This is a genomic window from Thermococcus eurythermalis, from assembly GCF_000769655.1.
Taxonomy (GTDB): domain Archaea; phylum Methanobacteriota_B; class Thermococci; order Thermococcales; family Thermococcaceae; genus Thermococcus; species Thermococcus eurythermalis.
The window spans coordinates 1,478,600-1,502,363 of record NZ_CP008887.1 but is presented as its reverse complement, the minus strand read 5'-3'; the positions used below and the strand labels follow the sequence as shown (position 1 = coordinate 1,502,363).

The 23,764-nt window shown below is 51.5% G+C and carries 16 protein-coding genes; 2 read left to right on the top strand and 14 right to left on the bottom strand.

Annotated features, from left to right (window positions below):
* Positions 1-827: 827 nt before the first annotated feature.
* On the bottom strand, positions 828-2,120 hold the full coding sequence (asnS, locus tag TEU_RS08065) for an asparagine--tRNA ligase (RefSeq protein WP_050003290.1): 1,293 nt from the start codon (positions 2,118-2,120) through the stop codon (positions 828-830).
* Positions 2,121-2,341: 221 nt separating this feature from the next.
* Between asnS and TEU_RS08060 the strand changes: the two genes are divergently transcribed.
* Entirely contained in the window at positions 2,342-3,595 is a 1,254-nt protein-coding gene (locus tag TEU_RS08060) for an amidohydrolase family protein (protein ID WP_050003289.1), read from the top strand.
* On the opposite strand, the gene TEU_RS08055 is transcribed toward TEU_RS08060, so the two are convergent.
* The 13 genes from TEU_RS08055 to TEU_RS07995 all read right to left on the bottom strand — a co-directional run bounded on the left by TEU_RS08055 (position 3,582) and on the right by TEU_RS07995 (position 21,221).
* A complete protein-coding gene (locus tag TEU_RS08055) occupies positions 3,582-4,001 on the bottom strand; it encodes an NfeD family protein (protein ID WP_050003288.1) in 420 nt (139 codons plus the stop codon). The genes TEU_RS08060 and TEU_RS08055 overlap by 14 nt on opposite strands.
* 18 nt (positions 4,002-4,019) lie before the next feature.
* Positions 4,020-4,973, bottom strand: coding sequence for an SPFH domain-containing protein (locus TEU_RS08050; protein ID WP_050003287.1), 954 nt, complete (start codon positions 4,971-4,973; stop codon positions 4,020-4,022).
* Positions 4,974-5,054: 81 nt separating this feature from the next.
* Positions 5,055-9,395, bottom strand: coding sequence for a PEGA domain-containing protein (locus TEU_RS11520; protein WP_081947228.1), 4,341 nt, complete (start codon positions 9,393-9,395; stop codon positions 5,055-5,057).
* Positions 9,389-10,153 (bottom strand): PP2C family protein-serine/threonine phosphatase, encoded by a 765-nt coding sequence (locus TEU_RS08040; RefSeq protein WP_227738689.1) that lies wholly within the window; start codon positions 10,151-10,153, stop codon positions 9,389-9,391. The genes TEU_RS11520 and TEU_RS08040 overlap by 7 nt, the downstream gene beginning before the upstream one ends.
* Positions 10,150-10,632 (bottom strand): hypothetical protein, encoded by a 483-nt coding sequence (locus tag TEU_RS08035; RefSeq protein WP_050003286.1) that lies wholly within the window; start codon positions 10,630-10,632, stop codon positions 10,150-10,152. Before TEU_RS08035 ends, TEU_RS08040 begins: the two co-directional genes overlap by 4 nt.
* Positions 10,629-12,785, bottom strand: a complete 2,157-nt coding sequence (locus TEU_RS11905; RefSeq protein ID WP_227738688.1) for a PP2C family protein-serine/threonine phosphatase — start codon at positions 12,783-12,785, stop codon at positions 10,629-10,631. Before TEU_RS11905 ends, TEU_RS08035 begins: the two co-directional genes overlap by 4 nt.
* 47 nt (positions 12,786-12,832) lie before the next feature.
* The gene (locus TEU_RS08025) at positions 12,833-13,972 is read right to left on the bottom strand and encodes a serine/threonine-protein kinase (protein ID WP_050003285.1); all 1,140 of its coding nucleotides are present in this window, start codon (positions 13,970-13,972) and stop codon (positions 12,833-12,835) included.
* A 359-nt stretch (positions 13,973-14,331) separates the two neighbouring features.
* A complete protein-coding gene (locus TEU_RS08020) occupies positions 14,332-15,525 on the bottom strand; it encodes an ATP-binding protein (protein WP_050003284.1) in 1,194 nt (397 codons plus the stop codon).
* Positions 15,526-15,544: 19 nt separating this feature from the next.
* Positions 15,545-17,446 carry a serine/threonine-protein kinase gene (locus TEU_RS08015; RefSeq protein ID WP_227738687.1) on the bottom strand — a complete coding sequence of 634 codons (1,902 nt, stop codon included), beginning with the start codon at positions 17,444-17,446 and terminating at the stop codon, positions 15,545-15,547.
* Positions 17,447-17,633: 187 nt separating this feature from the next.
* On the bottom strand, positions 17,634-18,248 hold the full coding sequence (locus TEU_RS08010) for an SNF7 family protein (RefSeq protein WP_050003282.1): 615 nt from the start codon (positions 18,246-18,248) through the stop codon (positions 17,634-17,636).
* Entirely contained in the window at positions 18,245-18,844 is a 600-nt protein-coding gene (locus TEU_RS08005) for a hypothetical protein (protein WP_050003281.1), read from the bottom strand. The genes TEU_RS08010 and TEU_RS08005 overlap by 4 nt, the downstream gene beginning before the upstream one ends.
* A gap of 33 nt (positions 18,845-18,877) precedes the next feature.
* Positions 18,878-20,704, bottom strand: coding sequence for a hypothetical protein (locus TEU_RS08000; RefSeq protein WP_050003280.1), 1,827 nt, complete (start codon positions 20,702-20,704; stop codon positions 18,878-18,880).
* The gene (locus tag TEU_RS07995) at positions 20,691-21,221 is read right to left on the bottom strand and encodes a hypothetical protein (protein ID WP_050003279.1); all 531 of its coding nucleotides are present in this window, start codon (positions 21,219-21,221) and stop codon (positions 20,691-20,693) included. Before TEU_RS07995 ends, TEU_RS08000 begins: the two co-directional genes overlap by 14 nt.
* Positions 21,222-21,661: 440 nt before the next feature.
* On the opposite strand from TEU_RS07995, the gene TEU_RS07990 reads away from it, so the two are divergent.
* Positions 21,662-23,764: a coiled-coil domain-containing protein gene (locus tag TEU_RS07990; RefSeq protein ID WP_050003278.1), complete on the top strand. Its 2,103-nt coding sequence runs from the start codon at positions 21,662-21,664 to the stop codon at positions 23,762-23,764.

Sequence of the window (23,764 nt, the reverse complement as noted above, 5' to 3'; positions counted from 1 at the left end):
AACACTCTCAAAACACCCTGTTAGAAGAATCACAAACTTTGATGAAACTTTGCGAAGGCAAAGTTTCAGCGCTGGCGGGGAAACTTTTCTGGGGAAAAGTTTCATCACAAGGGGAACATGCTTTTTGAGATGGGCTGATTTTGAGGGTTTATTATCAAAGTTGCCATCTTTGAGCGTGTTTCCTCCATTAGCGCCCTTTGGGCGCGTTACAAGCTAAACACCTTCCCTCAAGCGGGTGTAAATGTAAACCCCTCATTGACGGACTGTTTAGTAGGCATGCGACTTATCTTTGTCCCCTTGTGAGGGTTTGACCCTTTTGGTCAAGCTTTTCCCAAAAGCTTGCTTGGTGAGTGTTTCACTTCCCCGGCGTCCTTTGGACGCCAAAACGAATTTGAAACTACCTGAAGGTGCTTGCTTGGAGAGTAAACTCGCCCAAGAATCGGCAAATCCCTTAATGCACGACTGATTTCTACCCGTTGGTGGGAGATGGAACCTTTTTGATCAAACTTTTCCCAAAAGTTTGTTGCCAAGCAAAAGTTTCATCAAAGTTTGTAGCTCCTTCTGAAAAACTAAAACTCAAAGTGATTTTCTCGTTGGATGACTCGGTCCCGTGAAGTGAGAACTTTTGGATCGCTCCTGCTTGTGTGGGTTTAACATTGGCATAGACGCCCGAAGGGCGTCAAGAGGAGAGCAAACCGACACTGTAGCTGGAGTCTAAGGTTATTCCCCTTTTGGGGCTCAAAGAAAACTAAAAGAAAATCGAGCTTCACACAGGCCCGTTGTGAGGAGCTACGGACTTTGGTCAACCTTTGCGCAGGCAAAGGTTGCTACGGATACAGCCTGCTCGGCGTCCTCGGGAAGAGTGTTGCCCAGCGGACGTGGTCGAGCTTGAGAACCCACGCCACTAGACGCTCAAGGCCGAGACCGAAGCCACTGTGCGGGACGCTTCCGTACTTCCTCAGGTCGAGGTACCACTGGTAGTCCTCGGGGTTCATGCCCTCCTCCAGAATACGCTGGACGAGCTTGTTGTAGTCGTCCTCACGCTGGGAGCCGCCGATTATCTCGCCGTACCCCTCTGGCGCGAGCATGTCAGCGGCGAGCACCTTTCTCGGGTCCTCGGGGTCTTCCTTCATATAGAAGGCCTTGATGTGCTTTGGATAACCATAGACGAAGAACGGAGCCTCGAACTCCTCGGTAAGGACGCGCTCCTCGTCAGCGCCCATGTCCTCGCCCCACTCTATCTGGACGCCCTTGCTCTGGAGTATGTCAATCGCCTCGTCGTAGCTTATCCTCGGGAACGGCGGGACGGCGTTCTTAAGGGTCGTCAGGTCTTTCCTGAAGGTCTCGATGTCGCTCTTCCTGAGCTCAAGCGTCCTCTGCACCATGTAGCTCACGAGCTCCTCCTCGACCTTCATGATGTCCCAGAGGTCCATCCAGGCGGCCTCAAGCTCCAGGTGCCAGAACTCTGTGAGGTGCCTCCTCGTCCTGCTCTTCTCGGCCCTGAAGCTTGGCGTAAGCGACCAGACCTTTTCGAGGCCAAAAATGGCCGCCTCAAGGTAGAGCTGTGCGGACTGGCTCAGGTAGGCGTAGCGGTCGAAGTACTTGAGCTTGAAAAGCGTTGAGCCGCCCTCAACGGCACCGGTTACGAGTATCGGCGGGAAGACCTCGTACCAACCGTTCTGGATGAGCCACTCGCGGGCGGCCTGCATAAGAGTGCCCTTGACCTTCATTATGCTCGCGACCTTCGGCGAGCGGAGGTGCAGGTGCCTGACGTCGAGCAGGAACTCAGGGCTCGCGTCCTTGGTTATCGGAAAGAAGTCAACGTTCTGGATAACTTCAAGCTTGTCGGCCTGAACCTCGGCCCCGGTCGGCGCGCGCGGGTCTGCCTTGACGGTTCCCTCTATGATGACGCTCGACTCGATTCCAAGCTTTTTGGCCTCTCTATAGGTGTCTTCGCCGAGGTCTTTTGAGAAGACCACCTGGACGATTCCGCTCGAGTCCCTAAGGACGATAAACACCTTCTTTCCGACTTCCCTCTTCCTGTAAACCCATCCGGCGAGCTTAACCCTTTGTCCTTCCAGTTCGGGCTTAACATCGGCACAGTAAACCTTATCAATCACCTTTACCACCTCCAAAAGCTTTTCAGTTGAGTTTATAACGCTAACCCAATCAGAAGAGACTATTCAGCCAGAGCGACAGGACTATCTGCCTCGACTCAATCCTGAAGAGCTGGGGCATGGTTGAGGGTCTCCTCTTCGGGTTTTAAATCCTTCGGGCTTTTTGATGTCATAACGTCAAAAGGTTTAAGTTGCAACCTGGCATATGTCCGACGGTGGGAGAGATGTTTGCGCTGGTTGGAAGGCTCGTTGATTACCGCTCCGTTAAGGAGGGTGCCGTCATCGTTGAGGACAATATTGTCAGGGCCGTTGTCCCGGCTGAAGAACTCAAAGAGTGGGGTGTTGATGAAATCTACGGCGGATCGGGTTATATGGTAATTCCGGGCATAGTTAACGCCCACACGCATGTTGCGATGGCGAAGTTCAGAGGGCTGGGTGAAAACCTGCCCACGGAAGAGTGGCTTGAAAGGATTATTTGGCCCATGGAGAGAGAATGGACGAGAGAGGAAATCCGCAGGTGGGCAGAGCTTGGAATCGGAGAGGCCCTGATGAACGGTTCGACCACAATAAACGACCACTACTTCTTCGCGGACGAGATTGCAAAGGTCGCCGAAAAACTCGGCGTGAGGGCCTTTATTGGACAGACTGTAATGGACGAGGTTGACTTCCCCCTGGCGAGCCCAGAGGAGGGACGCCGCTTCTTCAGGAGGTGGTGGGGTAAGAGCGACCTCGTGACTCCAACTCTCGCGCCCCACGCGACCAACACAGTCTCCCTTGAGCTTATGGAAGAAATAGCGGAGTTATCAGCCGAAACTGGCGCGAGGGTCCACACCCACCTTGCCCAGAGCAGGGCGGAGGTCAAGGAGGTCAGAGAGCGCTACGACCTTTCGCCGGTTGGCCTACTCAAAAAGGCTGGACTCCTGAACGAGAGGCTCTTAGGGGTGCACGGAGTCTATCTGGAAGCATCGGAGTTTCAGAAGCTTGCCGAAGCAGGCTCAACACTTGTCCACTGCCCGACGAGCAACATCAGCCTTGAAGCAGGGACTGTGAACCTGCGGAAACTCCTAGACATCGGACTGAACGTCGCCCTCGGCAACGACTCTCCCAACCCGGCCGGCATTATTGACCCCTTCATTGAGATGAGGACGGCTGGAATAGCCGCCAACGTCACATCGGGGAAGGCACACGCCGTCCCCGCAAGAGAGGTCTTCGGAATGGCGACGGCCAATGGCGCCCGTGCCCTTGGATTGAAGGCAGGACTCATAGAGCCCGGTTACCTGGCGGACCTCGTGCTGGTGAACTCAAGGAAGCCCCAGTTCCTGCCCGGGGAAAACCCGTACTCGGACATCGTCTATTCCGCCAGGGGAAGCGACGTTGAGCTCGTCGTCGTGAACGGAGAAGTTGTCTATAAAAACGGCGCGTTTACAAAGTTCGGAAAAACAGTTGAAGAGCTTTGGGAATGGCTCAGACCTTTCTGACAATGAGCTTAACGCCGTCGACGTCAACCACTTCGACGGTGTCCCCTATTTTCAGCTTTTCTCCGTTCTCACTTAATGCTATCCACTTGTCGCCCTCAAGCTCTACGAGGTAGTGCTCCTTCCCGACCTCGACGACCTTCCCTCTCTTGCCTTTGAGCTCGAAGGTGTACTTCTGTTTTCCCATATCCTGGACGTCCTTTTTGATATACCTCCCTATGGCAATGTATGAAACTACCGCCGCCACCAGCGAGACAACAAAGCTCTCTATGAATTTCCAGCCGAAGCCGAGGAGCAGTCCGAGGACTGCAAAGGCGACTCCTACAGGCGTGATGAAAGCAGAGACCATCATGTCGAGCACTATTACCAGAAGTCCCAAAATTAAGAGAAAGATTGGGAAGACGTCCATGCCCCTCACCGCTGGCCGTTACTCCATAGCCTCCTTAAGTTTTTCGAGTTGCTCATTGACTTGATCCTCACTCCCCTCAGCGGGCTTCTTCTCGTTTTCAGGGGGCCTGGGTAGCGGTGTGTCCTTGACTTTCTGGAGAACCCTGAGCAGGCCTATCAGTGCCTCGGTGTCGTAGGGGACTATGAGGTTGCCGTACTTGGCGAGCTCGGGCATCTTCTCGATGTACTGCAGGGTAAGGTACTTCTCGTCCGCCATCTTGAGCGCTTCGAGAACCTTCCTGATGGCCTCGGCCTGACCTTCGGCAATGAGTATCTGCCTCTGCTTCTCACCCTCCGCCTTTAGTATGGCCGCCTGCTTCTGTCCCTCGGCCTCTTTGATTGCGCTCTCCTTCTTGCCCTCTGCGATGAGTATCATCGCCCTCTTCTCACGCTCTGCCGTCATCTGCTTTGCCATGGCCTCCTGGATGTCCTTCGGTGGGTCTATGCGCTGTATCTCAACGCGCGTTATTTTGACGCCCCAGCGGTCGGTTATCTTGTCCAACTCTTCCCTGAGCCTGGCGTTGATTATGTCCCTGCCGCTCAGGGTCTCATCAAGCTCCATCTCACCGATGATAGCACGCAGGTTGGTCTGCGCGAGCTTGATGATTGCCATGAGGAAGTTGCTGACGTTGTAAACGGCCTTTACAGGGTCAATAATCTGATAGTAAACGACTGCGTCAACGGTGACGACGACGTTGTCCTTACAGATGACCTCCTGCGGCGGCACATCGACGACGTGCTCGCGCATGTCCACGACCTTGACACGCTCCATAAAGGGTATTATGAAGTGTATTCCCGGCTCAAGGATTCTGTTGAACTTTCCGAGCCTCTCGACGAGGCCCTTCTGGTACGGCCTGATGACCTTCACGCTCAGCAGGAGCATTATCAAAAGAAACACTCCAAGGATAACAAGGGCCACACCGGCAAAAGACATTACCATCCCCCCGGTTAGTTTTCAAACTAGTGGAAATAAAAGTTCTTATAAAGTTTTCTGTATAAAATTGAAAAGAATACATCAGTTCGCTTCGTTTTCCCTTTTGATGTTGTGCACGAGAACCTTAAGCCTCTCCACGAAGTCTTTCTCCACCGGAAGGTTCTCCCGGAGTAGAGTTTCAACTATGGTTATTGCCTTCGTCAAATCGTTAATGTTCTGCACCGTGTAGAACTTGAGGTCGTTGAGGGTGTTGAGAAGCTCTGCCTTCCTGTTGAGCTCCGCGTAGGCCAACGCCAGCCTGCCGAGGGTCTCGACAACTAACCGGCGGTTCTTTAGGGTCTCATCCGCACTCCTACTCTTTTTTAGAGCCTCCACGCTTCTTGTGAGCGTTTTCTTCAGCTCATCAACCTGGGATTCAAGCTCTTCCCTTCTCCTCTCGCTCTCCCTGAGCTTCTCAAGGTCTTCCAGAAACTCCTCGACGCTTCCGTAGCGGTCTTCCTTCCTCTTCGCCAGCAACTTCTCGAAGAGCCCATCGTACTTTGCCAATGCCGGGTTGAAATCGGAGGGCGGCTTATGGCGGTAGTTCTCGTCGGTTATCTTGCCGAAGACCTCCTCGTATGTGTAGCCCTCAAACGGAACCCTGCCGGTCAGTAGCTCGTAGAAAATCGTCCCCAACTGCCATACGTCTGTCCTGTGGTCTGTGCTTCCAAACCTGCTTGGCATCAGGTGCTCCGGCGCGGCGTAGAGTGGGGTATAGCCCATCACGCTCCTTCCCGAGCTCATCGTTCCGATTTTGGCTAATCCCCAATCGGTTATCTTTGGCGTTAAGTTGGCCTTTAGGAGGATGTTTCCGGGCTTTAAGTCGCGGTGAACGATGCCTTTTGAGTGGGCGTGTTTTAGGCCTTCCGCAATGCCCTTTATGAGTCCCAGTGCGGTTTTCTCATCAACGGGTTTTGGCAGTTCCTCGAGCGTTCTAACGAGCTTTCCATCAACCTCAGCACCCTCAACGAACTCCATCTCGAGGTGGGGAACGGGTAAAATGTCCGCGTCGTAGAGCTTGACGACGTTGGGGTGATTGAGCTGGAACCACGTTGAAACCTCACGGAGGAAGGTCTTGCTGGTTTTCTCGTCAATCCTCGGGATTTTTAGGGCGACTGTTTTGCCGTCCTTTTTGCGTTTGACCTTGAAGACTTTGGCAAAACCACCCTCCCCGAGGAACTCAAGGGGCTCGTACCTGTCCAAGAGCTCGGCCGGGAAGCCCTCAATTGAACCCTTGGAGGGCTCATTTTGGGTCTTTCCTCCAGAGCGCGAGCGCTTGAGGAGGAGCACTGCCCCAACAAGGATGAACACGGCCAGAACCACTGCGATGGCCTTCCTTGGAACTGCGTTGGCCGGCGTGGATTCGCTGGTCGTTTTCGGTTGGGTATCCTGAGAGGTCACCACCGCGAGGGTTAGCGTTATTTTCTTTTCTTCTCCTGGGGCAACCTCAACCGTTTTTCTGGTCGGTGGATAGCCCTCCTTCCGGATTTCTATCGTGTGGGTACCCGGTGGAAGGGTGAGCGTCAGCGGTGTTGTCCCGCGCCACGTGCCGTCAACGTAGACGTCCGCTCCTGTGGGCTGAGAATTTATCCAAACCGTCCCCGTCGCGATTTTCTTCTCAAGCTTCGCCGTTATCTTTACGGTTTCACCTGGAGGAACATTGACCGTTGCCAAGTATGGCTTGTAGCCTTCGAGAGTCACGTTTATCGTGTGCTGGCCCGGCTGTAGCTCAACGGTCAGGGGAGTAGTCCCGCGGTAGGTGCCGTCCACGTAAACGCTGGCTCCCGAGGGTGTTGAGTCAACTACGAGGGTTCCGGATTTGGGTTCCAGGTTTACGTTTAGAACAACGGTTTTTCCGGCATCTACCGTGACCGTCGTCGAGTACTCCTCATAGCCAGGCATCTTCACTTGAACCCTGTGCGTCCCAGGGGATACACTGACGTTTATTGGTGCTATTCCCTGGTAGCCTCCGTCAACGTAAACCTCAGCGCCTGCAGGTATGGAGACTACTTCGATTGTTCCCATATCACCCTGCACCTGTGGAGATGCCGAAGTCGTTGTTTCTGTTCCTGTTGTTCCTCCTGACACCGATGTTTCAGCGGGCTCAAGCGAACGGACGGCAAGGAAGCTTCCAAGTCCTGTAACTGGGTCGGGGATTCCAACTTTCACCCTTTTGTTGGTGATGTAGAAGTTCCACACCTCGGCCGTGTAGATTCTGGGGGCGTTGTAGAGGTGGAGTGCGTAGGCGAGCTTGTAGAGGTCCCAGAACTGGTCAATGCTCCATACGCTCACTGTCCATCCGTTTTTTGTCCACTTAGCGTAGGCGAGTAAGTTAGCAAGGTCGTAGCCTGTCCAGTCGAGGAGAGGCTTGAGCTTATTCGGAGTGTTGTAGTACTTGAGGTTTAGTTCGCTGATGAACCTGGCAACGTCACCGCTGGCGATAGCGTTGAGAACGTCTCTGACCGTTACTGGGTTGTGGTAGTTGGAACCCCAATTTGGAGCGACGTAACTGCCGTAGTACCAGAAGTCCCAGGCGAGGTCCGTGATGTCTTGAATTCCGCTGACGACCCAACCCACAGTGTAAACGTGCCACTGAAGCTCCTTGGGGTCGCTACTGTAAACCATCCTGCTGGCCTGGCTCCTCTGCCACTGGAGGAGGTCAACCTTGAAGCCCGCCTTCTGGAGTATCTGGGCAAGGTACTTGCCCTCATCAAGCCTCTCGTCCTCAACACGAGCAATAATCTTCACGGTAACCGGCTGACCGTCGAAGTACCAGACACCGTCCCTTTTCTCAAGGGTGTGTCCTAAGTCTGAGAGTTCTGAGGATGCCCTGGTCATGGCCTCGTCAATCATCTTGATGGCATAGTTCTCGTCACCCTGAGAGGTTATTCCCATAGCCTTCGCAACGGTTACGTAATTCTCGTGTGCGTTAACTTGGCCCGTTGGATTTGGGCCGTAGATTGGAGCACCGCTTCCCTGGAGGATCTGGCTGACGATGTACTGCCTGTTGATGAGCCAGTTCATAGCAAACCTGACCTCACGGAGCGCGAACGGGTTAAAGCGGGTTCCGTTGGAGGTTTCCACGAGGCCTGTCGTGGAGTCTCCTGCGAGGTTGAGGTTGATGCTCCACCAGGTGAAGATAGCCTTAATCAGGTTGATGTTCTTGCCGTATTCCTGAACCACACTGGACAAAGTACTATACGGCCTGGTGAACCAGTACAGGTCGTACTCGCCTTTAGCCACGGAGAGAATAGCCGTGTAGTCGTTGAGAACGCCGTAAACGTCAATCTCTCTCCAGTACGGCTCCCAGGGAAGGGTCTTACCGTTAACGGTGTCTGGGAACCCGACCCTTCTGTTGTTCGCGAGCTTGAGGACGAGCTTCATATCCTCAGCGTCGTAGTCCTCAACGTAGTACGGTCCATTGGTCACGAGGGCATTTTTGTGGTTTGAAATCCAGCCTATCAGGGCCGAGTACCCGCTTTCTGCATCCTGAAGGCCGGAGTGGTAGTAGTCCAGACCCCATTTTCCGAGAACGCTTGAAAGCTCCGACAGGGGGCCCGGAATAGGAGCTTCATCCTTTAGCCTTGAGAGCATGCCCGAAATGTACTCCATCTGTTCCTCGTCTATCAGGTTGAGCTGGTATCCGTTGACGGACTTCGAGCTCCACGAGAACATCTTGCCGCCGTATCCCTTTGCCACGAGCTCGGAGGCTGCATAATAGAGCTGCCAGGGAAACTCCGGGTATGGGACGTAGTTAACGGCGGTGGCCCACCTGCTGTATGGAACTGCATAATCCTGGTAGACCGTGAATTCAACGTAATCAGATGTGACGGCTTTCACCTCGAGACCGTAGATTCCTTGGAGCTTGCCGGCCTCGCTGGCGCTCCAGCTCTGGTCGTAGTACGCTCCCCCTTCATGGCTCCATTCCCAGTCCATTGCGTAGGCGAATAAGTAGTCGGCGAGGGTTATCTTCTGACCGTCAACCCAGGTTCCGAGACCGCACTTCCAGGTGACGGCACTCCTGGCTGTTCTGCCGGCGTATGGGGAGGTCCACTCGCCGAGGGTGTCATTCCAGATTACGGCATCGCCCGGAACCTGAACGTTGTAATTGACACTGACAAGCTGACAGCGGTAGCTGTGATAGCTTCCGTCGGGTCCCATCACGTAGGGCGGGTCGTTGAGGAAGTACCAGATGCGGTGGGTGTAAACGTCGGTCATTCCGCTCGGGGACGGGTTGAAGACACCCATGAAGAGGCTACCCTGGGCGGCAAGGTACGCGATTTTAAGCTCATCCCCCTGGATAGGTTGAGCAAGGGTTGGACTTAGCGGAAAGAGGGAAGATAACAGCAACACGATAACGAGCATAGCCTTTGCATTCACCATCTCCACACCACCACCGTTACGTTGTCTTCAGTGACAGTCAGGGCCCTTTCCACGAGGGTTTTGGCGAGGTCACGTGCCGTTTTCCCAGGGATGAGCGTCCGCAGGATTTCTTCCTTTGAGACATAGTCGTGAAGACCGTCCGTGCTGAGAAGGAGGATGTGGCCGGGTCCGGCTTCCCAGCGGTAGAGGTCAACCATTAGGTGCCTTCCAATGGCTGAGCTCACCCTGTTCCTGAGCGGGTGGTACATGACCTCCTCCTCGCTGACCTGCCCCATGAGGACGAGCTCCTGAAGAGGAGAGTGGTCGAGCGTCCTCGCGACGAGTTTCCCTCCGGAAACCAGGTACGCCCTGCTGTCGCCGGTGTTGGCAACGATAACGGTCCTTCCCCTAACTACAGCCGAGACGAGGGTCGTCCCCATTCCCTCAAGTGGTCCCCTTGCCCGTTCTCTAACAACGGAGTGGGCAACCTCATGGGCCTTCTTCAGGAGAATCGCGAGAAGGTCTTCTTCAAGGCCTTCAACGTACTCCCCTTCAAAGACCTCCGCAAGGGTTTCCAGGGCCAGCCTAGAAGCGACTTCCCCGGCGTTGTGACCGCCCAGTCCGTCCGCGACCGCGAGCAGGTAGCCGTCGGGGAGCTTCATGATGAGCAGGCCGTCCTCGTTGTGTTTCCGCCCCCCAACATGGGTTATCCCGTAAACGAAGTCAGTTCCGGCCCCGCTGAACTCCATGTGTGGGCTTTCGGGCAGTATCAGTCTCATCCCTCCACCTCCCGTTTAATCCTGTCAACGAGAACCTCCACCCTCTCAACGAGTTCCGGGGAAATCGGAAGACCCTCCATCAGGAGGAGCTCGACGGTTTCAATCGCCCGCTCAACCTCGCCCCTTTCTTCCCGAGTGAACTCCTTGAGCTCCTCAAGCGCACTAATCAGGCCTGCCTTGTCGTTGAGCTTCGCCGAAAGGACCGCGTTCCTTCCGAGTCCTTCAACGAGTTTCCTGACGAGCCTTTGAACCTCCGACCGGTCCGTCGTTACTTGGATGGCTTTCTTGAGCTTTCCTGTCAGGAGTTCATAGAAGATTAAGTCGAGCTGGTACGTCTGGTTTTTATAAACCACTGGGACGAGACAGTTTGGATTCTCGCCGTGAGCGAGGTCTATCCCAACTGTTGTTGCACTGGCGTATGGGATGACCATCATAATGAAAACCAAGAGGAGTATCGCGGAAACGTGATTTCTGCTCATTTCTCCATCACCAACACGACAACCGTCACGTTATCCTTTGTAACCGGTAGTGCCTCCCCAACGAGCTTCGTGGCTATTTCCTCCGCTGTTTTTCCGGTTGAGGCTATCTCCACTATTCTTTCTTCGTCCACGTAATCGTGCAGTCCATCACTACTGAGAAGAAGAACGTCTCCCTGCCCGAGCTCCCACTCGTAGGTGTCAACTCCAAAGTCAATACCCAGCGCCTTTGTGATTATGTTCTTTAATGGATGCCTCTTGGCTTCCTCAGGGGTTATCTCGCCCCTGTCAACCATCTCCTGGACGAGGGAGTGGTCTTTGGTTCTCTCGACGATTCTTCCGTCCCTTATTAGGTAAGCCCTACTGTCGCCTGTGTTCGCTATTATCGCCTTTCCGCCCCTCACGAGGGCGGAAACAAGGGTAGTCCCCATTCCCTCCCTTTCGCCGACGGCGTTCTCCTTTATCCGGTTGTGGGCGAGCCTGTGGGTTTTCTTCAGGAGCTCCCTAACTTCATCGTCGCTCATCCCCTTCTGGTATTCCCCGCTAAAGACTTCCCTGAGGGTTTCAACGGCCATACGAGACGCAACCTCACCGGCGTTGTGGCCACCAAGGCCATCGGCCACCGCAAGGAGGTACGCATCGGGAAGCTTCATGATTAGGAAGTTGTCCTCGTTGTTGTTCCTAGCCCCAACGTGGCTTATCCCGAAAGCTCTACCGGCTTTTACCTTGGTTATCTCCCCCGTTTGGGTTCTCATCTCGATTCCACCTCCACCTTTGTCTCTGCTCAGGTAGAGATAGGCCACGCCAACGGCCACAACGAGTAGAAACCCGAGAACCAACGGCAGATGTGAGGAGCCATCCCCAACAGGGGCTTGAGTTGGCGTTCCGGTGGACGATTCAAGGGATACGTTACGAACGAGCGTCGCCCTTGAGTTGCGGCCCAACGAGGGGGCGGTGGTTGTGCAGTTTTCAGTGAGATTAGCACCGGGTAAAACGGCGGTCAGGTTGGAGGGCGTTGAATTATTCATATCTTTCAGCCGTCCGTTCAGGTTCTCCGTTATTATTACCGGCTCAAAGGACTCGACACTCACATTGATGGGCTCAAGGGAGTACGTTCTCTCCACGATTTTAGCTTCGACGGGCAGGGTTCCCAAGCTCAAAGAGGTCTCACGTCCAAGCCGGAACGGGGCCAGGTAGTAATGCCATCCCTTATGCCCTCCCATCAGTCCATCGCTCACGAACTGAACTGTGAAGTTCCCCAGGAAGTGCGTTCCACCAACGCTCCCATTCCAGTTCAGCCTGACGAGAATGGATTCGTTGATTCTGTAGTAGGTGGCCATAACGGGACTGCCGTTCATCAGGGCAAAATAATAGGGGTAAACATCCTCCACAAAGGACGAATCGCCGGTTATCGGGTTGATGAGGTACGTTCCGTTGCTCCACCCAACGGCGATTAGGAAATTACTTCTGTTTCCAACGGCCCACACTGAGGGGCCGTCCCACGCCTCCAGGCCGGTTTCCCACAACCTAACCGTGCCGTTCGGGTAGATTATTCCGGCCCAAGAGAGCATGTGCTCGTCGTAACCAGCGGCAATTACCTCCCCGTTTTCATCTATCTCGAACGTGAGTATCACGTGATTCTGGGGAAGTGAGTACGCCCTCTCGATTCTCCCGCTTTTAGGGTCCATCCACAGGATTACGGGTTTCCGCATTGCTTCCGTCCCGTAGGCAATCGCAACCACAACGGAGCCGTTCCAAACTTTTACATGGGTTATGTAGCCAGGAAGTGAGGTTCCCCATCTGTAATCTCCATCCCCGTCGAGGGCCATAACCCATGAGGTCATGTTCTTAAACCTCGGAACGCATGACATCCCGGACACGATTACCTCATCGCCGAATGACTCAACTCCGTAGCTCGGCCAGGTTTCCTCGTCACAGAACCCACCGAGAATCGTGTATTTTGCCAGCGGAGTCCCATCCGAACCTATCTTGAAGAGGGTGGTGTTGCCGACCCATTGGCCTAAATGGACCGTTTCAAAGGTGCTTACGTAAGTCTCAACGCCGATTGCGTATATGAACCCATCGAGCACTGCAGCGTCGCTGAGCTTCCCTGCGTGGTGCTCCTGAGGAGGGAAACTGAACTCCCAGGCTTTCACGGGAATCACCAAGAGGAGGGTAAGAAAAAAGGCGAGCAAGACCCTCTTCATCCCTCGGCCTCCTTCTCCACCCTGTGGAGGAGAACCCTAAGCTCGTCCAGCGTGGACTTGCTTATCGGCACGCTCTCGCGCATCATGAGCTTGAACTGCCGTATTGCGCTCTCTAGCTCCTCCCTGTGCTCCTTAGAGAAGGCCTTCAGATCCTCCAGTGCATTGATGAGTCCGGCCTTGTCGTTTAGCTGGGCGTGGAGAAGGGCGTTCCTGCTCAGCTGTTCCACGAGCTGGCTCATGAGCTTCTTGAGCTCCTTGCTGTCGGTGGTTATACTCATCGTAGTCTTTGTCTTCTCTATCTCCTTCCCAAGGGCCTTTTTCTCCTCTTCGAGCTTCTTCACCAGTCCTAAATCCCTGAGGAACTCCTCGACACTCTGGTAGCGGTCTTCCTTCCTCTTCGCGAGAAGCTTCTCAAAGATGCCGTCGTATTTTGCCAAAGCCTTGTTGAAGTGGCTCGGCGGCTTTGGCTTCACGGCGGGGTTGATCACCTTAGCCATCACAACCGCCGGTGAAGTCCCCTGATATGGGAGTTTGCCCGTTAGAAGTTCGTAGAAGATGAGGCCGAGCTGGTAGATGTCCGTCCTCTGGTCGGTGTGGCCGTAAGTTTCATCATCAAGCTGTTCAGGAGTAGCGTAAAGCAGAGTTAATCCCTTGGTTGTGGTGGCAGTAGTTGAGACGGCTCCAACCTTCGCTAAACCCCAGTCGGTTATCTTGGGCGTTAGGTCTGAGGTAATAAGAACGTTTTGTGGCTTAAGGTCGCGGTGGTAGACCTGCTTGCTGTGGGCGTGCTTAAGACCCTCGGCGATGCCCCTAACAAGCTTTAGGGCGGTCTCCTCGTTGGCTGGCTTCGGGTATTTACCGAGGTCCCTGATGGTTTCACCGTCGAGCTGGATTCCGTCCACGAACTCGATTTCGAGGTGCGGTAATGGCTCGTCGTAGGCGTTGTAGAGCTTGACAATGTTTTTATGATTGAGCAGGCGCCAGGCCTGGACCTCCTTGAGAAAGAACCTCTTCGCCTTTTCATCCAGTCTGGAGACCTTGAGGGCTATGATTTTTCCGTCGGATTTTCTCTTGACTTTGAAGACCTTGGCGAAACCGCCCTCACCGAGGAATTCTAAGGGCTCGTACTTATTCAAGAGCTCGGGTGGAAAGTTTAATGGAGGTCTTGTGTGTTTCTCTAGTTTGGGCTTTTTTGCCTTAGTACCAATAGAAGTTGTAGATTTTTCATACCCCTTTTTGTTGCCTTTTTTGTGTTTTAGTTTTCGCTCAAGTGCCCCGGTAAACAACCAATATCCAACCGCGCCAAATATAGGGGGTTGTACTGAAAAGAAACCCCATACAACCTTTCTTATTAATCCCATATCCTTTCGCTGTGCAATGTCTCTTATTGTTATAATGATTGAGAACAAGTATCCCAGATAAAACACCCCAACCAAGATAAATTCAGCGGCACTCACATCACGTTCCTCCCTAAACTCAAATTCTCATCAAAAATTTATCCCCCGAACTCCTCCGCCCACTTTTCATAGCGCTCGATGTCCTTCCTCGTCAGCGGGCTCTTAATCCTCTTGAAAGCGGCCTCAAAGTCCCTCATCTCAAGCGGTCTGGTTTTAAGGGAGCGCTTCCTGAGCTCTTGGAACGGGAGCTCAGCGAGCTTGTGCAGGTCTCTGTTCTCTTCCCTTATCATGTTCCATATTGCCTCCTGGCAGAGGTTTTTGATGTCCCTGCCTGAGTACAGCCTCCTGACGCTCTCCTCCGCTATGGCGTCAAGGTCAAGTCTGCTTATGTCGAGCCCGCGCGTGTTTATCTTGATAATCTCCTTTGTGGCCCTCTTGTCAGGCAGTGGGATGTAAATTCTGCGCGGGAAGCGCGAGAGAACGGCCTCGTCCAGATCCCATGGCGTGTTAGTGGCGGCAAGCGTTAAAACGAGCAGGTCGCTCTTCTTGTCCTGAAAGCCGTCAAGCTCGGTGAGGAGTGTTGCAAGCATTCTCCTGCTCGCCTCACTCTGGTCTCCGGAGCGCTTCGTCGTCAGCGCGTCTATCTCGTCCAGGAACACTATGCTCGGAGCCCTCTCCCTCGCCACCTCATAGAGGGCCGAGATTATCTTGGTGGACTCGCCGAAGTACTTGCTCAGCACGTTGCTGGCTTTGACGCTGAAGAAAGTCGCGTTCAAACTGCCGGCGGCGGCACTCGCCAGGAGGGTCTTACCCGTTCCCGGAGGACCAAAGAGGAGGATGCCCTTCCAGGGCTGGATTGATTCTGGCCTCTGCAGAGCGGAGATTACTATCGTTTCCATCATCAGCATCTTTACGTCTTCCAGGCCGCCTATGTCACTCCACCTGACTTTTGACTTCACTATAAGGTTCTCAACGTACTGTTTAAACTTGTCTTCCTCCTCGACACCATCTTCGTTTCTTCCGTTTCCGCCCTCCTTCATCGGCCGGTGCTTCTGTCTCACTCCGTAGCGACCAGCCTCAATGTCCTTGGCTATGGCTTTCCACTTTTTGGACTTTTGAAGGTAGCTCTCGCGGTTGAACTCATCATACTTTGAGAGCTGTTTCAGTATGCGTGAGCATTCGAGGGCTTTCTTTCTGGCGGTTTCCTTATCCCCCTTCTTTATGGCATCCTCAAACTCCCTCTTGGCCTTTCTAAAGGCGGACATCAGGGGGCCGGAAAGGTCGACGGACATTTTAAACACCTCCTACCATCTAAAATACATCATTTTCTCTCTGAATCCTATGCAGTAAGACTGTAAGCCGTTCAATTAGGTCATTGCCAACAGGAATTCCTTCCTCCAGCAGCATCTCCACCTGGGCGATGGCATTGAGCAGGTCGTCAAGGTTCTTCCACGTGTAGAACTTCAAGTCTTCCAAAGCATTCAGCAACCCTGCCTTATCGTTAAGCCTGGCCCTTAGAACCGCTATTTCGGCGGTTTTTTCGATTATCTCTCTCCGGAGCCTCTGTATTTCCTTTCCAGAGCGGCTCCGCTTGAGGGTTTCCTTTGTTCTCTTTAACTCATCGAGTTCGTTGTTCAGCTCTTCAAGGGAGTCCAGTGCTTCTATGAACTCATCTACACTCTGGTAACGCTCCTCCTTTTGCTTTGCCAGAAGCCTCTCGAAAATACCGTCGTACTTGGCAAGGGCTGGATTAACCCTTGAGGGAGGCATTGGTTTTGCTTGGAGGATTTTCCCGAAGAGGGAAGCCGGGGACGTTGCTTCATACGGGGACTTACCGGTCAGGAGCTCGTAGAAGATTAGGCCAAGCTGGTAGATGTCTGTCCGGTGGTCGGGAGTCCCAAATGTTTCCTCGTCGAGCTGTTCTGGGGCCGCATAGAGCGGCGAGTAGCCGTAGTGCCTGCTCAGCGAGCTCCTAGCGCTTATCTTCGCCAGGCCCCAGTCGGTTATCTTCGGAGTCAAGTTGGCCTTGAGAAGAATATTCAGAGGCTTGAGGTCAAGGTGGTAAATTCCCTTTGAGTGGGCATGGGCTAAACCCTTGGCGATACCTCTAACAATACTTAAAGCGGTTTTTTCATCAACAGGCTTTGGATACTCGTCGAGATTTCTAATGAGCTTTCCATTTACTTCAGCACCCTCAACGAGCTCCATCTCCAGGTATGGCCTGGGCAGGATATCAGCTTTGTAAAGCCTGACTATGTTCTCGTGGTTGAGATTGTACCAGGCGGCGACCTCCTTGATGAAGAGTGCGCTCGTTTTCCTGTCAATGTGCGGTATTTTGATGGCAACGATGGTGCCGTCGTCCTTTCTTCTGGCCCTGAAGACCTTTGCGAAGCCACCTTCGCCAAGAAACTCGACTGGTTCATAGCTCTCGAGCAATTCTTCTGGAAAGCTCATGGGCACAGTGGAGACGTCTGAAATGGTTTTTATCTGGGTTTCTCTCTTCTTTTTCTCTTCACCTTTTGGGCCAAGAACCCTTAGCTTCGCCAATGCCCTGTCTATTCTCCGCACTATTTCTTTTGCTTCCTCGCTGCCAATTGCTTCGTGTCTCCTCTTCGTTTCAGTTAATAGCCTTTCAATTTGGCTTCTTGTTATTTTGTACGTTATCTTCCACTGACCCTCGACCCGTCCAACGCCTATGTCCTCGGGGTGCACTTCGATATAGGCTTCGGGCAAGAAGGAGGCAGAACACTCCTTTGGAGCAACAAACACTGTGCGATATTCCTCTCCAGAAAGTACCCGCGATAAATAGGCCAGGTGTCTATCCTTCCAGTTGGAGGATTTAACTAGTGTTTCAATGTCTTTTACGACGACCTCTGGAAGAAGGTCCCTCATGGGTACCCCCGTGGAAACGTAATCAGGAGGCATTACCGCGTCGCTGTAAAATCCAACAAAATACCATTTGCCATCTAAGGGATTTCTGCTTATGAAAAACACAAACCCTCTGCCGAACTTTTGAGGCCTCGTGATGATGGAACCGTAATAATTATCCCGCGAAAATTTTTCGTAGAAATTCCACCATTCATGGGCATATCCTGTCCTTCTGACAAATTCAAACCCGGATTCATGCCTTCTCCTAAACGCCTCCCAGTCAAAACCCTTCCAGCGGTTAAAAGACCAGTTTATCTTGGCAACGAGTTTGTCCAAGTCAATCACACCCCTTGACGGGCTTTTCGGCTCACATAGGGTTACCATTTTCTTTTCCTGCTTGGGTCTTCCCAACGGGCAGGATATCTTTTCACTCCGAAGGCCCTGCCATTGACTTCAGCGGGGTGTACTGCATGCCGGCTTGGTGTATTCTAACCGTGTGAGAATTTAAAAGAAAAAGATCAAACCCCCGGGCTCACAGCTCCTCCAGCCAGTCCTCCTTTTTCTTCTCGTGTTTCTCCCCTGCCACCTTCTCAGCAGCGACCTCCGGCTCAAGCTCGCCCTCCTTGACCGCGTGTATTGTCTTCATAATCTCCGCCAGCTCCTCATCTTCCTCAAAGTCCACACCAGTACCGATTGTCTGGTCAGTCATGCCAAGCATCTGGTTGAGGTTCTCGTTGAAGTTCTGAGCGTCAAGCTGCATCTCCGTGAGGTGCCTTTCAAGCTCCTCCGGCGACATATTCTTGAGAAGGTTCCATGTCGGTGTCCCTTTCAGAAAAGCCTCATTCTCCTTGATTATCACGAGGTTGCTTATGAGCATAAGCTGCTTGTTGAGCTGCACGTGGGTCTTTTGGAGGTTCTTCTTGCGCTGGTTGAGGGTCTTTATCTTGGTGGCTATCGTGAGCTCCTCGCTCTTGCTTCTGGCTCTCCTTGCCTGCTCAAAGAGTCTCGCTATTTCCTGATCTGTGGAAACTAATTCCTTTTCTATCCTCTCAATTTGATATTCCAGCTTTATCTGGCTCTCCCTGAGCTTCGAGAGGGGGATGTCAAGGGGGTTCTTCCTTCCAAAAAAGCGGGAGAGAATTGTCATAGTTCCTCGTCCTCCTCAAGTCTGCGGTCGATGGAGACAACTTTCTCGGCTACGTCTTCCACATCGGCCTCCCCCGATTCGACTTGGCTCCAGGCCTTCATGAGTTCCCTCTCGGTCTGGTCTTCAGTCTCCTCGAACTCGGCAATCTCCATCTCAAAGACCCTGTTCAAGCCCTCGACCATCTCATCGAATTCCTTGCCGTCGAGGTTTATCTTTATCAGAGCCTGTTCGAGCTGCTCGGGTTCGACATTGCTGAGCTTCTCCCAGATGCCAACTTTCCGAAGTTCCTTCTCGTACCTCTTTACGATAATGAGGTTCTTTATGAGGGTGTATTGCCTCTGTGCGGTCGTAAAGTCCTTGAGCTTGAGCTTCTGCTCCATATCGAGGCTCTTTATCTCCTGGGCAAGCATCTTCTTCTTGAGCTTGTCAGCCCCGATTCCCTCTTGGAAGAGCTGCTTCTTTTTCTTCTCTATCTGGTTGAGTTCCCTCTTGAGCCTCTCCAGCCTGTTCCTCAACCTTATCTCCTCGGCCTGAAGCTCCCTAAGGGAGAGCTTCTCGATGGTGTTCTTCCTTCCGAATATATCACGTATTTTCATACCATACACCTCCAAATACGTAAGAGGACCAAGTCAGAGGAACCCCTCCCTAACGAGGACGTAACCCACGCCATCGACAAACTTGGTTATGTACCCTCTCTCTTTCGAGAGCTCGTGGAAGGCCTGCTTCACCATGTCCTCCGTGAATTCCTCAGCGGCCTCTTCCAGACGGACGTATCCTTTCTGCAGTATCCTTTCCTCAAGGAAGTTCTTGACCTTGGAGATGAGCTCGTTGTCCCGCTCAAGGCGGAGTATGGGTTCGAAGGCCTTCGCGTATTCGTCATGTGGGTTGTAGATAAGCTCGCCACTCTCAAGGTCAAGGAGGGCCAAGGAGACGTTCTCAGAAATGAAGTTTCTGTGGAAGTCGTTCGAATTAACGTAGTTTGCTATTCTCTTCTCGAAGCCAGTCGGAGATGCAACCAGAAGGACTATCCTGCCGTTCTTTGCTTCGTCGCGGGCATCGACCAAGAGAGCGTTGATGTCAGCCAGTTCGAGGGGGTCGGTATCAAAGCCGGCTTCAGCGTAGCGCTCGGGCCTTCCATAGAAGAGTGCCCGCACTGTTATTTCTTCCTTCTTTCCGAAGAGCTTCTTTTCCTTGAGCCTGACTTCCACCATCCTGTTGTCCGGGACGTTCTTGAGGTCTCTTTCACTCAGCTTGCCAGCGTAACCGCTCTTATCAAATGTTCCCTTTTCCTCAACGCTGGTGGCCTTGAAGTTCCTGCTTAAGAGCTTAATTTCGTCTTTGAACTTGCTCTTCATCCTTCCAACAAAGTTTATCTCGAGCATTCTCGCCTCATCAAGCTTAACGAAGCGCGAACCCTTCTCGACTTTGCCTGCAAGTTCCATTACCTGTTTGATCCGCTTTGAAACTTCATCTTCTTTCTCCTTCAGTTTCAGCTCTTTTCTGCGAAGCTCCATTTCTTTTTGCTGAAGTTCAAGCTCCTTCCTCCGTATCTCCTCTTCCATTGCCTTTATGTTTGCCATCATCTCTCTCTGCATCTTGCTGAGCTCTTCCTCAAGCATTTGTCTTGCTTCCTCGTCCTTCATCTTGCTGATTTCGTCTATTAGTCTCTGTCTTTCTTCCTCGAACTGTTTCTTCATTTCTTCTTTCTCACGAAGAAGCCGGGATATTTCAGCTTCCTTGGCGGTTTCAAGTCTTCTCCTAAGCTCTTCTTTCTCCCGTTCAAAGTTCCTTCTCAGCTCCACCATCTGCCGCCTCAGGTTCTCAACTTGGTGCCGGTATGCCTCTGCTACGGCCTCAGTTCTCTCGTCTTCCATTAAGAGGTAGTCCCTTATCCAGTCAAAGCGGATTATTGCCTCAGCTATCGCCGAGTTTAATTTTTCCTTGTATGAGTCCCACTTAGTCTTGAGGAAGTACCTCAGGTAGAGCTTCACGTTTGAATCGTTGAGGAACTCGTCTATCCAGCGGTCAGTTCCCCGGTAGTAGTCCCTCAGCAGGGTAAGAACATTGGTGTCTCTGTGCATTATATTCTTTAGTATGTCTTCCTTGGAGTACAGCTCAAAGACGTTGTAGCGCAGAATCCGCTCAATGGCCGTAAGCTCCCTGTTGCTGTACCTTCTGGTGGCGGGTGGATAAGTCTCTCCGTTCTGCCAGAAGCTCCAAGCAAGTATAGCTAGAGCCCCCTCGAACTTGCTTCTAAAGTGAACGTCCAGGTCTTTCAGGAAGGTGCCGCAATCCCCCCTGCGGTAGCGGTAGTAGTTCTCTTCTATTGACTGCCAGAGTTTTTCTCTCATCCTGAAATCTTCCACTGCAATGTCAAGGCCTTCGTTCAGGACACTCTCTGCGGGGCGGAGCAGTTCCTTAACACAGTCAGTTTTTCCTTCCTCAAATATTCCCATCTCCACCACCTGCAAACAGTTTAAGCTCTTCGTCTATCCGTTCAGCTAGAAAATCTACCACATCACCGTAACCCTCAATCTCCAAACTTGTCCTGGTTCTCCTGTCTCCATGAATGGTGGCCCTTATCGTGGCCCTGCCCTTCCTAGTGTACACGTTGTATATTTTGGTGTCGTCTTCCGAATGGGAATAACTGGAGTTTATCTTAGATAGCAGATAGTCAATGAATTTCTCAACAACTTTCTTCTCCTCGTTTATAGTGTATTCAAGAACCCTCCTCCTTGCCTTGACGTTACTCTCGACTTTCTTTGCATAATAAACTTCCACTTTCTCCTCTGCATTGCCCTCAAGCCTTGAGAACAGCTCCTCCAGAAAATCCCGGGTATTATCCGTTTCGATGTAGAATACTGTTCCCCGGGGCTTTTTCAGGGTGGCCTGGGAGGACCACTTATCAAGAAGATAGTCTATCCTTTTTCTCTCCGCATCATTATCATACGTGACAAAGATTATATATCCCATACGTACCACTGCCGGGGATTAGTCGTCTATCTTATTTAAAGTTTTCTCCAATATGGAGAGATGTTAAGTCTCTCTACAATCCTCACTGAATTTTTGTGTCCCACACAGTGGACATGTGATACCCCCGATTACGCTGAATATTTTTGTGGTACAATTGCGCTACATATGAGCAGTGAGGTTATGGAATAAATTATTTTCGTTTGGTTAAGGGTGCCTCCTATCAGCGCCTTAAAAATGGTAAATGCCTCTTTTGGAAGATACAGTAGGTTGTACTTTTCAGAAGTAGCCCCCGGTTGGAGTTCCATAATTGTATTCTTCTCAGCTGGGCAATACGGTACATACAATTAAGAAATTTGTAAAACGTTAGGAGAAACAAAGGATAAAATTTATTTATCCTCAAGCAGGTTTGTTAATTAGATTCTGCAACGGGAGGGGGCAAAATGGGAGAAGAATTACACCATCTAACCCTTAAATCCAGTGTTTTTATTGATGACTTTCCACTAGACGAAGAGGAAGAAAAGGCCCTTTTAACCGTTGAAGCATACAGGATATCCGCGGAAAGCTCGTTGAAAAAGAAAAAATTAGCAACGTTAGCTGGAATAACCACAGCAGGTGTGGGACTTATCGCGCTCTTGCAAACGGCCAACCCCATGTTGGGTGTGGGCCTAGTGGGGGCTGGAATAGGAACCGCAGTGTTGGCCCAATTGACGATAAGGCCACATCCAATAAAACTCTTCTCAAAAGTCCACATTCCAACTTTGCTGGTTCCGTACAAGGGAGACAGCTTGGCCATAGTACCACCATACTTCTCCGAAAAAAACGTTCCGGGAGTGATAACGCAAGCTCTGACATTTTATGATGCTAATATTCAAACTGCCTTCGAGATTTCCCGGCAACTACCCACCACTCACGAGTCCCTAGACGCCGAGATAGACTTTCAAAACAAACTTAACGAGATTAAAAATTCCCTAACTCCAAAATCTGCGCTGAATTTTAATGTGGTTGCAGTCAGTAGTAACGTTATGGAGCCCCTCCTCGTTGCATTTGGCCCCGTCTTCGTCAACGACAGACCCTCGAGGAGTTTGCCTTTTGAGACGGAGCAGATTAAGGAGGGCATTTCTGTTGTCAAAACACTTGAGAACCTCGATACCCGGGCGGAGACCGAGATTGGGATTCTTGATGACATTGAAAGGAGCGTGAACAGGAGCACCAGTTTGTTTGTCAGCGGGCTACAAGCTATGCTGGAGGGAATAGAGAAGTACTTCTCAGAGATACGAAAACTTCTGAAAAAGAACCTTCTTGGCGGTGTTAACATTAATGCAAAGCCCACAAAAGAGGAGCTCGAAAAATACGGGTACGCGTATGTGAATCATAAATATCACATAAGGTTGCATTCGAAGTACCCGACCACATCGTTGATAGCAATCTTTCAGAGACACATTGATGCCACTGAAGAAAAACTCCGGAGCAAAATTTCAGAGTACGTCCTTGAGATGAACAGAGAGATCAGAACCGCCAGGGAAGAGACCCAGCGGCGTATAGAGAGAACAGAAAGGGACTACAAACGGAAAATAATGCGAAAAGAAGACCAGATTAAGAAATTAAACCATGAAATAGAAAAACAAAAACAGATGTTAATATCTATCAACAATCAGATCCAGGCCCTCTCAGCCCAAATTAAGAATTATCAATCCGAAGCAGAAGAGTATGAATCACGCGCCCAATGGGCAGAAACAGCTTCTGAGAGACGGAGCTATTTAAGCCGGGCAAATCAGATTAGAAAACAGGCAGACCGGTTGCACAACAATGTTCTAAAACTCTACGAACGGGGTATGAAAATAAAAGCAGAGTATGAGGCAAACATTGAGAGACTCGAAGAGCTTAAGATGGAAAAAGAGGAGCTGGAAAACGAAATGGAGACGGAGATTAGAAGATTAAAACTTGAAGGCGACCAGAAAGTCCGGGAAATTCAGGAATATTACACGAAGCAAATACAAAGGGTTCGCGAGGATTTGGACAGATTTATTAATATCAGAGATGAACATTTGAGCATCATTGATGCCTTCTATGAAACAGTTATTGAGTCCGAACTGAATTATCAAAAGGCACCTATTGAAAACCGCCTCAAAGCACTCCAAGACGCGTATTCCAGTGTTCTCGATGCGATTAATGCCCTGAGAAACAGGCACACAGCTTTCCTAAACACCATTAGAGGTCTGGCTCTAAACCTGCAGGTAAATAAACCAACAGTAGTCTATATCCCAGTGTGGGCTATAGTTTCCGAGAAGGGAGAAGAGAAACTAATTCCCCCATCGATTGTCAACAGAGGCAAGAGAAACGAATTACTGAGCCCACACCCAGCTCTAGACCCAGCATTTAAGGACATCGTAACAGCTCTCAGGCTCGATATTCTTATAGAAGCGGAGGGGGACAATCCAACCAAGGCAATAAGGGAAGGACTGAAAAATTTGGACAAGCTCGTGGAGAGGGGCCTCCTGACCGAGAAAGATGTCGCAAAAATAAGGAAGGTGCTGGGTGGTTGA

Coding starts and splice junctions, on each gene's coding strand:
- TEU_RS08060 (WP_050003289.1), top strand. CDS start 2,342: ATGTTTGCGCTGGTTGGAAGGCTCGTTGATTACCGCTCCGTTAAGGAG.
- TEU_RS08055 (WP_050003288.1), bottom strand. CDS start 4,001: ATGGACGTCTTCCCAATCTTTCTCTTAATTTTGGGACTTCTGGTAATA.
- TEU_RS08050 (WP_050003287.1), bottom strand. CDS start 4,973: ATGTCTTTTGCCGGTGTGGCCCTTGTTATCCTTGGAGTGTTTCTTTTG.
- TEU_RS11520 (WP_081947228.1), bottom strand. CDS start 9,395: ATGGTGAATGCAAAGGCTATGCTCGTTATCGTGTTGCTGTTATCTTCC.
- TEU_RS08040 (WP_227738689.1), bottom strand. CDS start 10,153: ATGAGACTGATACTGCCCGAAAGCCCACACATGGAGTTCAGCGGGGCC.
- TEU_RS08035 (WP_050003286.1), bottom strand. CDS start 10,632: ATGAGCAGAAATCACGTTTCCGCGATACTCCTCTTGGTTTTCATTATG.
- TEU_RS08020 (WP_050003284.1), bottom strand. CDS start 15,525: ATGTCCGTCGACCTTTCCGGCCCCCTGATGTCCGCCTTTAGAAAGGCC.
- TEU_RS08010 (WP_050003282.1), bottom strand. CDS start 18,248: ATGACAATTCTCTCCCGCTTTTTTGGAAGGAAGAACCCCCTTGACATC.
- TEU_RS08005 (WP_050003281.1), bottom strand. CDS start 18,844: ATGAAAATACGTGATATATTCGGAAGGAAGAACACCATCGAGAAGCTC.
- TEU_RS08000 (WP_050003280.1), bottom strand. CDS start 20,704: ATGGGAATATTTGAGGAAGGAAAAACTGACTGTGTTAAGGAACTGCTC.
- TEU_RS07995 (WP_050003279.1), bottom strand. CDS start 21,221: ATGGGATATATAATCTTTGTCACGTATGATAATGATGCGGAGAGAAAA.
- TEU_RS07990 (WP_050003278.1), top strand. CDS start 21,662: ATGGGAGAAGAATTACACCATCTAACCCTTAAATCCAGTGTTTTTATT.